We start from the raw sequence: 13,789 nt of genomic DNA on the forward strand, positions 1-13,789 counted from the left end.
CTCACTCCTCTGCCATCCGGCGCAGTTCCGTTTTCACGACTTTTCCTGAGGTGTTCCGTGGGAGTGCGTCCACCGTGAGCAGCCGGGTGGGCAGCTCGTGCCGCGCCAGCCGTACCGCCAGGAAGGCCCGCACGTCCGGCAGGCTCAGCGGCGCGCGGGCCACCACGGCCGCGGCGACGGCCATGCCCATGACCGGGTGCGGGATCCCGAAGACCGACGCCTCGGCCACCGCGGGGTGCTCGTGCAGCGCCGCCTCCACCTGCAGCGTGGAGACCTTGAAGGCGCCCGACTTGATCACGTCGCTCTCCCTGTCGAGCAGGTAGAGGTAGCCCTCGTCGTCGAGGTAGCCCAGGTCGCCCATGCGCACCCAGCCGTCGCGGAAGGTGTCGCGGTCACCGCCCAGGTAGGCGCGGGGATGGGCGGCGGCCTTGAGCCAGACCTCGCCGTCCTCGTCGACCTTCAGCCGGCTGCCGCCCGCCGGGCGGCCCAGGGCCCCGGGACGCTCGGGGTCGTAGATCATGATGGTCTGGGCGGGGGCCGCCTCGGTCGAGGTGTAGTAGTTGGCCACGGTGGCGTTCGGGAAGGCCGCGGCCAGCTCGGCGGCCACGCTGGGCGGCAGCGCGGCGGCCGCGGAGCCGAGCAGCAGCACGCTCGACAGGTCGAACCGTTCGTGCACCCGGGCGCCGAGCAGCTCGATGGCCATGGCGGGCACGACGAAGACGGTGCCCGCGGCGTGGGCCTGGATGAGCCCGGCGAACCTCGCGGGGGTGAACAGCGGCGTGGTGACCACGGTCGGAGCGGCGGTCAGCGCGTGCATGAGCATGACCTGCCCGGCGTTCGTCCCGATCGGGAAGGCGTGCACCAGGTGCCGCGAATGGGCGAAAGGGCGGCGCTTGGGATGGACCGGGGGCGAGCTGAGGTTCGCATGGCTCGCGGTCACGCCCTTGGGCCGGCCGGTCGTGCCCGAGGTGTAGAGGATCTGCGCGGGAGCCAGCGGATCGAGGTCCACGCCCGCCGGGCCCGGCGGTCCTTCGACGGCCTCGCGCAGCGTCATCGCGGCCCCGCAGTCCCGGACGAGCGCGGCCAGCTCGGGCTCGGCCAGCCGGTCGGACAGCGGAACCGCCACCCCGCCCGCCTTGAGCACCGCCATCCAGGTCACGGCGTAGTCGATCCAGTCGCGGGCGGCGAACACCAGCGCCACCCGGTCGCCCCGGCGTAAGCCCCGCTCGAGGAGGCCGCGGGCGGCGGCGTCGGAGCGCTCGTCCCACTCGGCGAGGGTCAGGCTGCCCACTCCCGCGACGACGAGCGCCTCGTGGCCGGGATCGGCGGCGGCTCGTTCCGTGAGGAGAGTGGGGACCGGAAGGGCCGAGAGAACCACCCCCAGAATTAATTTTCGGGCTGCCGCAAGACGCTAGAAAAAATGCACAAATGCGTCAACCCCTTACCACCAGCCGCTTGCCGCAGTCAGGCCCCACGTGACACACTCGGCCCGAAATTCCCTGATTAGGGAGGGTATGACCTGGTGGAACTCCGTGAACGGCTCGCAGACATGATCGCGAAGGCCACGGACGGCGAGGTGGAGCCCTTCGACGTGCTGGCCGGGCAGGCCAGGCTGACCGATCTCGGGGTCACCTCGCTCGCCTTCCTCCGGCTGATCGACCTGGTCGAGGCGGAGTTCGGAGTGGAGCTCGACCCGGCCGCGCTGGACAGCCTGGACGAGCTCGCGGCCTACCTCCGGCAGCATGCTTGACGCGCCGCTCACCTGGGGTCAGCAGGACATCTGGCGCGCCGTCGAGGGCGCCCGCCCACAGGAGCAGTACCTCAACATCGCCCGCGTCTTCGACGCGCCCAAGCGGCCCGTCACCGTGGACCGGGCGCTGCTGGCCATCGGGCGGCTGGTCGCCCGGCACGAGGCCCTGCGCACCCGCATGGGGCATGACCTGCGGCAGGTCGTGCATGAGAGCGCGGACCCGCCGATCGAGCTGGTCACCGAACCCGCCCAGCAGGCAGCGGACCGCCTCGCCGCGACCCCGTTCCGCTATTTCGAGGAATGGCCGATAAAGGTCGCCTTGACTGTCGATGGGGGATATGTCCGGCAATTCGCCATTGTGTTGTGCCATCTGGCGGCCGACGGGCACGCCGCCGACCTCATCGTCCGGGACCTGCGGCTGTTGCTGATCCGCGACGCGCTGCCCGGGGCGACCTCGGCCACGCCCAGGGAGCTGGCCGCCTGGCAGCACTCCGAGGAAGGCCGGCGGGTCTCCGGCGCCGCGCTCGACTTCTGGTCGTCCGAATACCGGCGCATGGATCCCATCGGCCCTCTCGGAGGTCCGGCAGGAGAACCGCGCTTCCGCGAGGCGACCATGCGCTCGACGGCGCTGGCGGTCGCCTCCCAGGCGGTGGCCGCCCGCGAAGGGGTCAGCTCCTCGACCGTGCTGCTGGCGGCCGCGGTGCGGCTCGCGGGCGGGCTCACCGGGCAGCGCCACTGCGGCATGCGGGTGATCGTCAACAACCGGCACACGCTGCCCGACGTGGTCTCCACGGTCTCGCAGGAGGCCCTGGTGGTGCTCGACCTCAAGGACCCGGACCCGTACCGGCACGCCTGGAGCACGGCGGTGCGCGCCTACCGCCAGGCCCGCTACGACCCCTACGCGATGGAGGCGATGGCCGCGCCGATGGGTCCTGAGGTCAGGTCCTTCGGGTGCTTCAACGACCAGCGCCTCGTCCACCGCGACGCCCCGCTCGACGTGCCGGCCCGGCCCACCGAGCTGGCCTGGACCGACGCCATGGACCGCAACGTCTGCGACTTCCGCCTGCACATCGGTGGCGAGCCCGACCGGATGGAGGTCTCCCTTTACGCCGACACCGCCCTGCTCGCGCCGCCCGGCATCGAGGCCTACCTGCTCGACCTGGAATCGCTGCTGGTCGAGGAGGCCGCCCGATGAGCCTGCACTCCGTCCTCCAGGGCGACTCGCTGCACCTGCGCGTTCCCCCCGGTACGGCTCGCGTCACCGTGACCGACGTCCCGTCCGGACGAACCGTGCACGAGGAGGACGTGCAGGGCGAGTCGTGGACGCTCAAGGTCGGCCGCGACTGGCCCAGCTCCCTCTACCGGGCGGGCGACGCCTACGTCGTGGTGCGGCCGACCGTGCCCACGTCGCCGATCGTGGTGTCCGTGCCGTTCCCGACCTGGGAGGCCTACAACCGGCCCGGGGTCCCAGGGGAGGGCCTCTACCAGTCGGAGCAGCCCGACCGCGCCGTCAAGGTCAGCCTCGACCGGCCCGGCGCCGGGCCGCAGATCGAGGAGTGGGAGCTCGGGCTGCTGCGCTGGCTCGGCCCCGCCGGGTACGACGTCGACTACTGCTCGGGGCTCGACCTGCACCGCGACGGGCTCGCCCTGCTCGGCGGCTACCGGCTGCTGGTGATCAACGGGCACGACGAGTACTGGTCGTGGGAGATGCGCGACGCGGCCGAGGCCTTCGCCAGGCAGGGCGGGAACATCGCCGTCCTCTCCGGCAACACCTGCTGGTGGCAGGTCCGCTTCGAGGACGACGCGCGCACCATGGTCTGCTACCGCGACGCCGCCGCCGACCCCGTCGAGGACCGCTCCAGGACCACGGTCGAGTGGCCGTCGGAACCCGTCAACCGCCCGGAGAACACGCTCACCGGCGTCAGCTTCCGCAACGGCGCCGGCTGCTGGGTCGACTCCCGCGTCATGGCCACCGAGTCCTACACCGCGCACTTCAGCGACCACTGGGTGTTCGAGGGCACCGGCCTGCGCGACGGCGACACCTTCGGCCTGGGCGCCCTCGGCTACGAGACGGACGCCGCCGACCTGGAGTGGGTCTCGGGCGTGCCACGGGCCACCGGCCGCGACGGCACCCCGCCGTCGTTCGTGGTGCTCGCCGCCGCGGACCTGTCGCACTGGCGCAGGTACGGCAAGGGCGGCGCGGCCACCATGGGCATCCACCGCCTCGGCGCGGGCACGGTCTTCAACGCGGCCACCATCAACTGGGGCAACACCCTGCACGACCCGGTCGTGGCCCGCGTCACCCGCAACGTCCTCGACCGCCTCTCACACGCGCGGACCCCCACCTGGGACGCCATCGGCCGCACCCCCGCCGCCCCGCTCTCGGGCCCCATCGGGAATCACGGGCCGGCGCCCCGGGCGATGGTCGTGTGCGACGGGCGCCTCTACGCCGCCTGCGCGGACGGCACGCTGCGGGTGCGCGACCTGTCCGGGCAGAACCTGCGCTGGCGCACCGTCGACGAGACCGACGCGGTGGCCCTGGCCTCCCCGCGCGAGGCCCACGGCGGCCCCCCGGCAGGCCTGTACGGCGTGGCGCCCGACGGCACGATCCGCTACCGGGACCCGGCCGACGCGCGGACCGGCTGGCAGGACGTCAGCCGGGCCCCCGAAGGGACGATCGGGCTGGCCGCCGCCGACGAGAGCCTGTTCGCCCTCGCCGGGGACGACCTCTGGCACCTGCCCATCCGCGACCTGCCACACCCCACCTGGACCCGCCTCGAGGGGGCCGCGATCCCGCGGGCGACGAGCCTGACGGCCATGAACGGGCGCCTGTACGCCATGGTTGGCGACAGCGTGCTCTCCAGGCCCGTCGCCCGCGACCACACCCCCTGGCAGGAGATCGCCCCCGCCGGGGGATGCACCGTGCTGGCCGCGTCCCTCGGCCACCTCGTCGGCGCCCACCCGGGTGGCCGCCTCCTCTGGCGGCCCCTCGCCTGAGCCGCTCAGCCGCGGTCGCTCCGGTAGGCCAGCCACTGGGCGTAGTGGTGGATCCCGTAGTCCAGGTCCACCTCGGGCCGCCAGCCCAGCCGCTCGGCGGCGGGCCGCACGTCCATGACCCGGGCGGGCTCCCCGGCGGAGGTCACCTGCGAGGCCACGGGCCGCACCGCTCGCCGTACCGCCTCGGCGAGCTCGGGCAGCGGCACGGGCGCGGCGCCCGCGACGTCGAACGTGCCCGTCACTCCCGTCTCCAGGGCCGCGATCACGGCCCGCGCCACATCGCGGACGTGCACGAGCTGTACGGCAGGCCCCCGAGCCCGCAGCGGCCGGTTGAGCGACGACTGGAGGACGAGCTCGGCCACGGGACCGCGCTGCGGCATCCCCGGCCCGTACACCTCGCCGAGCCGCAGCACCACGGCGTCGTTCACGACGATCTCCGAGGCGCCGACCCTGACCCGTGACGAACCGCCCTCGGCCACCTGGTATCCCCGGTCGGCCAGCGCGTGGACGAGGTGGTCCCGCACGAACCCCGGCTCGCCCGTGACCGTCACGGACCCGCGACCCGCTGGACGCGGCCTCGCGGCCAGCCCCGCCTCCAGCCCGTCGCGCGCCTCGGCCAGCCACGCCTGCGCCCTGCCGCCCAGTTCCCTGGACCCCATCGCGTGGCAGTAGCCGCCGGGCCCCATCGTGGCCAGTGCCCTGTCCACCAGGCCTGCCTCGGCCAGGTCGCCCTCGTGCGCGACGCCCATGGTGAACGCCGTGATCCACAGCTGCGACTTCCCCCGCACCGAGAGCCCGAGCCCGTCGAGGTAGTCCTCGCACAGCACGTCCCGCCCGCCGATCGCGCACTGGGCCACCCCGCGCTTGAGGAAGGGGATCACCGGCAGCTCGGGCAGCACGTCCTCGCCCGTCACCGGGTCGTCGGCGACGAAGCACGGCGAGCGGCGCAGCCCCTGGAAGTCGTTGTCCACCAGGCTCGCCAGATCCTCGTGCTCGGCCAGGCTGGGCACCGCCACGTACACCGGCACGCCCGCCTGGCGCAGGTACCGGCCCATCAGCACGTCGTCGGGCCAGGTGTCGCCTCTGTCGCGGGCCCACTCGACGTACCCGGCCGCCACCTCGCGCGGCAGCATCAGCGCCGCCACCGGCGTGTACTCGGCCGCCCCCGGCACCCACCGCGCCCCCGCCAGCGCGCCCATCCGCACGGCCGCGCCGTTCCTGGAGTTCCAGAAGGCGAACAGGGCGAGCGCCGCGCCCGGCAGGGCCGCGGCGGCCCGCTCCGCCCGCTCGAAGAACCCCGAGGAGAGCACCATGTCGTCGTGCAGCAGCACGTGATGGGTGGAATCCGCGGGGACGCTCGACCAGGCCAGCAGCGAGGTCCTGAAGGCCGACGGCCGCCCGCCTGGGTCGGGATCGGTCACCACGTCGAGCACGTCACCGGCCAGCCGCGCGGCCGCGTCCCGCCGCTTCGGGTGCGCCATCACGGCGCCGGTGAGCCTCACGTGCCCAGGCATGCGCCTGCCGGAAGCTCGCCCGACTCCAGCATCGCCAGCGCGTCACGCCGGTCCTCGCCCTCCCACTGGACCGACCGCACCACCAGCAGCCCCTCGCCGCAGGCGACGAGAACGCCGGCCGTACCGGTCGACCACACGGGCGCCAGGATCGTGCCCGCCGGTGCCTGGGTCTCTCCCCACCCGACCAGGTCGGCCGTGTGCACCCACAGCCGCCTGCCGCCGAAGGAGGTGAACGCGCCCGGGTAGGGGGCGGCGAGAGCGCGTACCCAGTCGTAGATCTCGCTCGCGGGCCTGGACCAGTCGATCACCCCGTCCTCGGGGCGGCGCCGCTCCCACCAGGACCCGCCGGACGGCTGCGGCCTGGCCACCACCTGCCCGGCCAGCAGCAGCGGGATGTACTTGGCGAGCAGCTCGATGTTGATCTCGGTGACCTTGCGGTAGACCTCGCTCACGTCGTCGCGCCGGCTGACGGAGAACTCGCGCTGCGCGATGATCTCGCCCGTGTCCGCACCCGCGTCCAGGTAGAACAGGCTGACCGCGCTGGTGTCCAGGCCCTTGATGATCGTCCACGGCAGCGGCGCCCGCCCGCGCCCCTCGGGCAGCCTGGTCGGGTGCAGCCCGATCGCGCCCAGCGGCGGCAGCGACAGCAACGGATCGCGCACCAGTTGCGACCAGCCGGCCACCACCAGCAGGTCGATCCCGCGGCCCATCACCTCGTCATAGGCCCGGCCGTCGTTGATGTCGGCGGTCTCCAGCAAGGGGATGCCGTGCCGTACCGAGGCCTCCTGGAGCGGGGCGTAACCGGAGCGGTGCTGCAGCGACGGCGGATACCCGATGAGCAGCGCCGGGGGAGTCCCCTGCTCGGCCAGCACGTCCACGGCGGGCGCCGCGAACTCCATCCCGGTGGCGAACGCGAACGTCTTCAAAGGACCTCCCTGAGGACGCCGAATGCCTCGGCGTGGGGCACTCCGATCTCCGCTCCGCGGAGCGTGGCCAGGGCCGTCACCGACTCCTCGCTTCTGATGTGGGGGGATGGCCGGTACTGCGACTTGTAGCCCCGCAACGCCACCAACTTAGTCTCGATAAATCGGGTTATGTCGCAATATACGGTGTGCCGGGGCATCGGCTCCGACGCCCATTGAATTTTCGACATCTCGTACATGAAGACATTCGGCACCAGCCATTTGCCGAACTGCGGCGCGATCGGCCGGGCCGCGGCGAAGGCGGCGTCGAACACCGCGCGGTGATCCTGGTCATAGTCGGCGAAGCTGGGCACCAGCAGCAGATCCGGGCGCCGCTCGTTGAGCGCGCGCTCGAACAGGTCGACCAGCTCCCGCCTCGGCAGCGTGTCGAGCCGCTCGGTGAGGTCCCGGTCACCGTAGGCGATCTCATAGGTGAAGCCGAGCGTCTCGCGGACGCTCTCGATCTCGTCGAGGCGCTGCTCGTAGGTGGTGGCGCCGTCGAGGCCGTAGTGGTGCATGCCGTCCACGGCCAGGTAGAGGATGTGGACGTCGGCGCCCGCGGCGGACTGGGCGGCCAGCAGGCCGCCACAGCCCAGGACTTCGTCGTCGGCGTGCGGAGAGATGACTAGTACGCGGTCATAGCGGCGCATTCACTGCCCTTCGGTCCTCGCGCGCGCGGTAGTAGTCGGCCGTGCTCATGATCAGCTCGTCGAGCGGCACCTTCGGCTGCCAGCCGAGGCCGATCGCCGCCCGGAGCGCCGGGATCTTGTGGAAGGACTCAGCCTCGGCGTAGTGCGGGCCGTGGACGCTGCGCCCGTCGACGCCGACGATCGGCGACGGGCTGTCCAGCAGGCTCTTGACCCGCTCGGCCAGCTCCATGATGGTGACCGCGTTGCCCGGGTTGCCGACGTTGATGATGATGTCGTCGGTGTCGAGCGCGGCGTCCATGTGCTCGATCAGGAACCTGGTCAGGTCGTCGGCCGCGATGAACGCCCTGACCTGCTCGCCGCCGGCGAAGACGGTGATCGGTCTGCCCGCCAGGGCCTGCTGGACGAAGGTCGGCATGACGAACCCGCCGGCCCGCGACTGCCGCGCGCCCGCCACGTTGAACGGGCGGATCACGATGCCACGTAAGCCGTGCTGCCTGCTGTTGGAGACCATGGCCTCGGCCAGCGTCTTGGCGACGGCGTACTCGATGCGGGTGTTGTACTGGGTCGGCACGACGATGTCGTCCTTCTCGTCCAGCACGCCGCTGCGGCCGTAGACCTCGGCCGAGCTGAACACGCACAGCGGCACCCTGGCCGCGATGCACGCCTCGATGACCGGGGCCGTGCTGCCGATGATGTCGTGGCCGAGCCTGCCCGCCCTGGACAGGATGCTGGCAGGGCCGACGTAGGAGGCGGCGTGGATGACGCGGTCGACTCCGTCGAAGCCGCCGCCCTGGGTGAGGTAGTCCTCCACGCGCTGCCTGATGACGGTGCAGTGGGGGTTCGCGTCGTAGTCCTCGCCGTCGATGACCGCGCCCGCGTTCGAGTCGATGATCCTGACCTGGTGTCCGGCCGCCAGATAGGCGTCCACCAGGTGTGAGCCGATAAATCCGAGACCGCCCGTGACGACTACTTCGCCACTTGGAGCTCCCACGGGGCCGCCTTTCCAGACTCACGGAAATTCGGTCATACGGGGCTTGCGCCACCTAGCGTCGGATTAAAACAGTTTTCGCATCTCTTGTCACCAGTGCCACAACATTTTCATACAAGCCGTGTCATATCTGGACTCGTCCGGGTTTGGCGGCGTACGCTCCCGCTGATCCACGGGAGGTCACATGGCGCGCGAGCACACCTTCACCGGCACCCACGGCGACCTCGCCGCCCGCGAGTGGCCCCACGACCACCCCCGCTACGCCGTCATCCTCGTCCACGGGTACGGCGAGCACCTCGGCCGCTACGAGCACGTCGCGGACTTCCTGGTACGGCACGGCGCCGCCGTCTACGGCGTGGACCACATGGGTCATGGCAGGTCGGCGGGTGACCGGGTGCTCATCGAGGACTTCGAGGACGTGGTCGGCGACGTCCACCTGGTCGAGGAGCGCGCCCGTGCCGACCACCCCGGCGTGCCCGTCGTGGTGATCGGCCACTCGATGGGCGGCATGATCGCCGCCCGTTACGCCCAGCGGTACGGCTCGGGGCTGGCGGCGCTCGTGCTCTCCGGCCCGGTGATCGGCCAGTGGGACGTCATCCCCGCGCTCCTGGCCCTGGAGGAGATCCCCGACATCCCGATCGACCCGGCCACGCTCTCCCGCGACCCCGCGGTGGGGGAGGCCTACGCCGCCGACCCGCTGGTCTGGCACGGGCCCTTCAAACGGCCCACCCTGGAGGCGTTCGCCGCGACGATCGAGGCCATCGCGAAGGGCGGCTCCCTCGGCTCGCTGCCCACCCTCTGGGTTCACGGCTCGGACGACGCGCTGGTGCCGCTCGCGGCCAGCCGTACCGGCGTGGAGGCGATCCGCGGCAGCTCGCTGACCGAGCGCGTCTATGACGGGGCGCGGCACGAGGTCTTCAACGAGACCAACAAGGACGAGGTCCTCGGTGACGTCACGGCCTTCATAGACCGCTCACTTCACCCTTAGGTCGACATATCCCGATCCGCTGGTCCTCGTCAGCTGGACCCGCCAGCATCCCGCCTTGGGGAAGACGAATCCTGTGCCCCACTCCTGACCGGGTTTGTGCCAGGTCGACCCGCCGTGCTCCTCGGGCCCCCAGGCCAGGCGGGCCCGCGTCCCGTCGGGCAGTGCCGCACTCGCCCGCAGCGGTCCGTCGCCGGTCATCCGCCAGACGATCTTGATCTCCTTGCCGTGCTGGAACGGCGGATTCGCGAAGAGCAGGCCCCACAACTCGGCCCCCTGCGCCGCCCCTCGCACCTCAGGAAGCCCTCCGGTACGCACCACCTGACTTCCCGAGCACCCACCCGCCACCGGCCTGGCAGACGCGCTCGCAGTCTCGGGAGCCGCCTGGGTCGCCTCCCCGGCCGCGTGACCCGGCTGAGTCGCCTTCACCGTCGCGCCACCCGTGCAACCTGCCGCCGTCAGCACCACCGCGCCGATCACCATCCACCTCATGCCATCCATACCGCGCCGGCGCCCGGATGGTTCCCGCTACGGCTTCTTCTCTCTACGGCTTCTTCCCCGCTACGGCTTCTTCCCCGCTACGGCCAGGACCAGCGGATGCCGATCAGGCCGGGTGGGAGGGCCGCGGCCGTCAGGTGGACGGCGTGGTGGGCGTTGAGGGTGAGGTCGGCCGCGGTGTGCTCGCCGGCGCCGGGGCCGCGCTGGGAGAAGCGGTGGATGCGGACCGGGAGCGCCGCGGGGTCGAAGGCGACGCGCAGGACGTACTGTCCGGCGGGGAAGCGGAATCCGCGCTCGTAGTCGGTCGACTCGGCGCCGCTCGCGTCGCGGATGCGGTAGCGCAACACGTGGGTCTCCCCGACGGCGAGCGCCCGGTCGAAGAGCAGTTCGGCCACGAGCAGGGCGGTCGACGCGTCCCTGCGCACCCGCCCGACCCGGCAGTCCTCGAGGGCGTCCACCGTCACCCGCTCGACGTCGCAGCCTGGATCGCCCCGGTAGATCATGATGTAGCGGTCGGCGGCGCCCTCGTGCGCCTGGACCACCTGCAGGGTCTCGCGCGAGTCCGTGCTGTGGTCGGCGCCGATGCGCAGCGACTCGTACATGCCCGCGATGTGCAGCCGCCGGTCGTCCGCCACCGCGTCGAGCTCGTCGAGCAGAGCGGCGATCACCCGGGCATGCCGCAGGATCGTCGAGTACGCCACACCAGGCCCGCGGCCGCGCGGGCGGGGCGGGCCGAGCAGCTCGATCAGCGAGCGGGGCGGCAGCTCGAGGATCTCCTCCAGAGCGCGTACGGCGCGTAACGACTCCTCGCGCTCGGGCCGCCGGGTGCCGTGCTGCCAGTAGCTGAGGCTGCTCACCCCCACCTGGAGCCCCCGCTGGGCGAGCCGGTGGCGCAGCCGCTCCAGGGTCAGGCCACGCGCCTCGACGGCGGCCCGCAGCGCGACGTGGAACGGGCCGGACCGGAGTGCCGCGTGGAGCTCATCGGCCACATGTGAATGTTCACAGATTTCCACAGCTACGTCATCAGTCAGGTCAGGCCACGAAATGTCGGCATTCACATGGATCTGTCAGGTGCTGTTGCGACAGCTTGTACGGCGGGACAGGCACGGCGACCATCCGATGCACACCCCCCATCGAAGGAGCGCCTATGTTCCGCCTCGCCGTGGCCCTCGCGCTGGCGGCGGCCACATGGCTGGCCACCTCCGCGCCCGCCCACGCCTACACCTGGTACCGCCTCGACTTCACCCAGCAGGCCCAGGAGTACTCCAACTGGTGCTGGGCCGCCACCGGCAACTCCGTCGCCGCCTACCACGGCTACTCCTACAGCCAGAACCAGTTCTGCAACCTGGCCTTCAACAGGAACGTCAACTCCAGCTGCCCGAACAACCAGGCCACGCTCGGCAACGACCAGACCGCCTTCAGGAAGATCGGCATCAGCCCCGGCAGCTACGTCTACGACTACCTGACGTACGCGGCCATCGTCCGGGAGATCGACGCCGGGCGGCCGATCATGGCGCGCATCCAGTGGACCAGCGGCGGCGGGCACATGGAGGTCATCTACGGGTACGACAAGAGCCAGTCGTGGGTGTACTGGGGCAATCCGTGGCCGTCGAGCACGCGCTACAACTGGGCCACCTACAACTACTACGTCTCGAACAACTCGTGGTTCTGGACGCACTCACTCGACTACATCGGCGCGTGAAGGAGGCCGTCATGAAGCTCCTGCCCTTACTCGCAGCGGTCCTCTTCCTGCTCGTGCCCGCCTCCGCGGCCTGGGCCGATCCGTCCGACCCCACGCCGTCCGACGTGGCCCAGGCCAGGGCGGCGGCCGTCGGCGCGCGTGACACGGTCGGCAAGTTCTTCGCCACCCACGGCCAGCCCGCCAAGGATCGCGTGGCACCCGTGGCGGCGCAGGTCGACGGCCCCACGGTCACGGTCAACGACCTCAACCCCGCCTTCGTCTCCGGCCAGTCGCAGCAGATAGCCCGCTTCGCCTTCCTCGCCACCCAGGCCACCGCCCCCGACGGCCAGACGGCCTCCATCTGGACGACCCGCATCAAGGCGGGCACCTGGGTGGTCAGCAACATCGCGAGCGGCAGCGACGAGCAGCAGTACGCCGCCCAACCAGGCACCGTCTTCCGCGAGCCCCAGCTCAACGCGTGGTACGCCCTCAGAGACGGGCAGGTCCACCCGCTCAACCAGGAAGCCGTCCAGTCCACCGGCTCCAACCCCGTCCCCGTCGCGACCTACCAGCGCCTGGTCCAGCAACGCTACGGTGACAAGCTCCCCGGCTCCTCCTACGCCCTCGACGGCTACGCGGGCGGCTACGCGCCTCAGGCTCCCGCCAACCCCCTGCTCCCGTGGGTCCTCGGGACCCTCGCCCTCGCGGCGGCCATCTTCACCATCCACCTGCTGCGCCGCCGCGCCTGACCCCTCCACGGCGCCCGGGCGAGAGGGTCGCCCGGGCGCTTTTCCCCGCTCTCGCCGATGATTTCGCGCCTTCCGCGGAGTCTGTATGAGCGAGGAGGCTGACATGACGGAGACAGTACGGCGGGACGGATCATGACCGGGGACCCCGCGGCGGCGCTGGCCGGTGGCGTGGCGTTGCTCGAGCGGGCGCTTGCCTACACGCTCGGCAGCCTGAACCTGGTCACCCCCGAGAACCTGACCTTCCCCACCCCCTGCGCGAGGTGGGACCTGGCGGCCCTGCTCGACCACATGGACGACTCCCTGGCGGCCCTGTCGGAGTGCGCCACCCCCGGGCCCGTCTCATTGACCCCCGGTGATCCGCTTCCGGTTACCCCGGACCTCATTGAGCCGGGTGTTCCGCATTCGGCCACCCCCGGTGTTCCGCTTCCGGTTACCCCGGACCTCGTCGAGCCGGGTGTTCCGCATTCGGCCACGCCGGGTGTTCCGCCTCAGGTTCCCCGGGACTTCGTCGAACCGGGCGCTCCGGTTCCCACGGACTCCGTGGAGCCGGGCATTCCGGTTCCGGCTCCCACGGACTCCATGGAGCCGGGCATTCCGGGTTCGGCTGCTCGAGGCGAGGGTGACTCGGCCATCGTTCGGGTGGTGCCTGCGGTGGTCGGGTCGTTGCGAGCGCGGGCGTGCGGGTTGCTCGGTGCGTGGGCGGCGGCCAAGCAGGCGCACGCGGTCTCGATCGGCGACCGCTCGCTGGACGCGGTCATCGTGGCGGGCATCGGTGCGATCGAGGTCGCGGTGCACGGCTGGGACGTTGCCAGCGCATGCGGCCGACCCCGCCCGATCCCGCCCAGGATGGCCGAGGAACTCCTCGACCTGGTCCCGCTCTTCGTGACGGCCGCGGACCGCCCCCACCGCTTCGCTTTCCCAACAACGCTCCCGCCCCGCCCCACCCCGAGCGACCACCTCCTGACCTACCTCGGCCGCAACCCCCACTAACTGGCTCCGTACCTCGGCACCAGCC

14 protein-coding genes are annotated in these 13,789 nt (G+C 71.6%); 7 read left to right on the plus strand and 7 right to left on the minus strand.

Annotation, left to right across the window (positions count from 1 at the left end; translation table 11 throughout):
• Window position 1: 1 nt before the first annotated feature.
• The gene (locus tag KIK09_RS22815) at window positions 2-1,378 is read right to left on the minus strand and encodes a class I adenylate-forming enzyme family protein (RefSeq protein ID WP_308164240.1); all 1,377 of its coding nucleotides are present in this window, start codon (window positions 1,376-1,378) and stop codon (window positions 2-4) included.
• A gap of 144 nt (window positions 1,379-1,522) precedes the next feature.
• On the opposite strand from KIK09_RS22815, the gene KIK09_RS22820 reads away from it, so the two are divergent.
• The 3 genes from KIK09_RS22820 to KIK09_RS22830 are packed head-to-tail and all read left to right on the plus strand — an operon-like array spanning window position 1,523 to window position 4,747.
• The gene (locus KIK09_RS22820) at window positions 1,523-1,750 is read left to right on the plus strand and encodes an acyl carrier protein (RefSeq protein ID WP_214321299.1); all 228 of its coding nucleotides are present in this window, start codon (window positions 1,523-1,525) and stop codon (window positions 1,748-1,750) included.
• Window positions 1,743-2,945, plus strand: coding sequence for a condensation domain-containing protein (locus KIK09_RS22825; RefSeq protein WP_214321300.1), 1,203 nt, complete (start codon window positions 1,743-1,745; stop codon window positions 2,943-2,945). The genes KIK09_RS22820 and KIK09_RS22825 overlap by 8 nt, the downstream gene beginning before the upstream one ends.
• Window positions 2,942-4,747, plus strand: a complete 1,806-nt coding sequence (locus KIK09_RS22830) for a N,N-dimethylformamidase beta subunit family domain-containing protein (protein ID WP_214321301.1) — start codon at window positions 2,942-2,944, stop codon at window positions 4,745-4,747. Before KIK09_RS22825 ends, KIK09_RS22830 begins: the two co-directional genes overlap by 4 nt.
• A gap of 5 nt (window positions 4,748-4,752) precedes the next feature.
• Here KIK09_RS22830 and KIK09_RS22835 read toward each other — a convergent pair whose 3' ends face one another.
• From KIK09_RS22835 to KIK09_RS22850, 4 genes are read right to left on the minus strand one after another with little or no spacing between them, the layout of a single operon-like run.
• Complete coding sequence (locus tag KIK09_RS22835; RefSeq protein WP_214321302.1) at window positions 4,753-6,249, minus strand: NAD-dependent epimerase/dehydratase family protein; 1,497 nt, start codon at window positions 6,247-6,249, stop codon at window positions 4,753-4,755.
• Complete coding sequence (locus KIK09_RS22840) at window positions 6,246-7,187, minus strand: methionyl-tRNA formyltransferase (protein ID WP_214321303.1); 942 nt, start codon at window positions 7,185-7,187, stop codon at window positions 6,246-6,248. Before KIK09_RS22840 ends, KIK09_RS22835 begins: the two co-directional genes overlap by 4 nt.
• Window positions 7,184-7,873 carry a PIG-L deacetylase family protein gene (locus tag KIK09_RS22845; protein ID WP_214321304.1) on the minus strand — a complete coding sequence of 230 codons (690 nt, stop codon included), beginning with the start codon at window positions 7,871-7,873 and terminating at the stop codon, window positions 7,184-7,186. Before KIK09_RS22845 ends, KIK09_RS22840 begins: the two co-directional genes overlap by 4 nt.
• Entirely contained in the window at window positions 7,860-8,864 is a 1,005-nt protein-coding gene (locus KIK09_RS22850; protein WP_214321305.1) for an NAD-dependent epimerase/dehydratase family protein, read from the minus strand. Before KIK09_RS22850 ends, KIK09_RS22845 begins: the two co-directional genes overlap by 14 nt.
• A 181-nt stretch (window positions 8,865-9,045) precedes the next feature.
• On the opposite strand from KIK09_RS22850, the gene KIK09_RS22855 reads away from it, so the two are divergent.
• Complete coding sequence (locus tag KIK09_RS22855; protein ID WP_214321306.1) at window positions 9,046-9,849, plus strand: alpha/beta hydrolase; 804 nt, start codon at window positions 9,046-9,048, stop codon at window positions 9,847-9,849.
• On the opposite strand, the gene KIK09_RS22860 is transcribed toward KIK09_RS22855, so the two are convergent.
• Both KIK09_RS22860 and KIK09_RS22865 read right to left on the minus strand, forming a co-directional pair.
• A complete protein-coding gene (locus KIK09_RS22860) occupies window positions 9,835-10,338 on the minus strand; it encodes a hypothetical protein (RefSeq protein ID WP_214321307.1) in 504 nt (167 codons plus the stop codon). The two genes, KIK09_RS22855 and KIK09_RS22860, sit on opposite strands and share 15 nt — an antisense overlap.
• A gap of 86 nt (window positions 10,339-10,424) precedes the next feature.
• Window positions 10,425-11,333: a helix-turn-helix domain-containing protein gene (locus KIK09_RS22865; protein ID WP_214321308.1), complete on the minus strand. Its 909-nt coding sequence runs from the start codon at window positions 11,331-11,333 to the stop codon at window positions 10,425-10,427.
• A 158-nt stretch (window positions 11,334-11,491) separates the two neighbouring features.
• Here KIK09_RS22865 and KIK09_RS22870 point away from each other — a divergent pair, with 158 nt between their 5' ends.
• The 3 genes from KIK09_RS22870 (at window position 11,492) to KIK09_RS22880 (ending at window position 13,764) form a co-directional block, all read left to right on the plus strand.
• Entirely contained in the window at window positions 11,492-12,046 is a 555-nt protein-coding gene (locus KIK09_RS22870; protein ID WP_214321309.1) for a papain-like cysteine protease family protein, read from the plus strand.
• Window positions 12,047-12,057: 11 nt separating this feature from the next.
• Window positions 12,058-12,774, plus strand: coding sequence for a hypothetical protein (locus KIK09_RS22875; RefSeq protein ID WP_214321310.1), 717 nt, complete (start codon window positions 12,058-12,060; stop codon window positions 12,772-12,774).
• A 132-nt stretch (window positions 12,775-12,906) separates the two neighbouring features.
• Window positions 12,907-13,764, plus strand: coding sequence for a DinB family protein (locus tag KIK09_RS22880; RefSeq protein ID WP_214321311.1), 858 nt, complete (start codon window positions 12,907-12,909; stop codon window positions 13,762-13,764).
• Window positions 13,765-13,789 lie beyond the last annotated feature (25 nt).

The sequence above is a fragment of the Nonomuraea sediminis genome (genome assembly GCF_018531495.1).
GTDB lineage: Bacteria > Actinomycetota > Actinomycetes > Streptosporangiales > Streptosporangiaceae > Nonomuraea > Nonomuraea sediminis.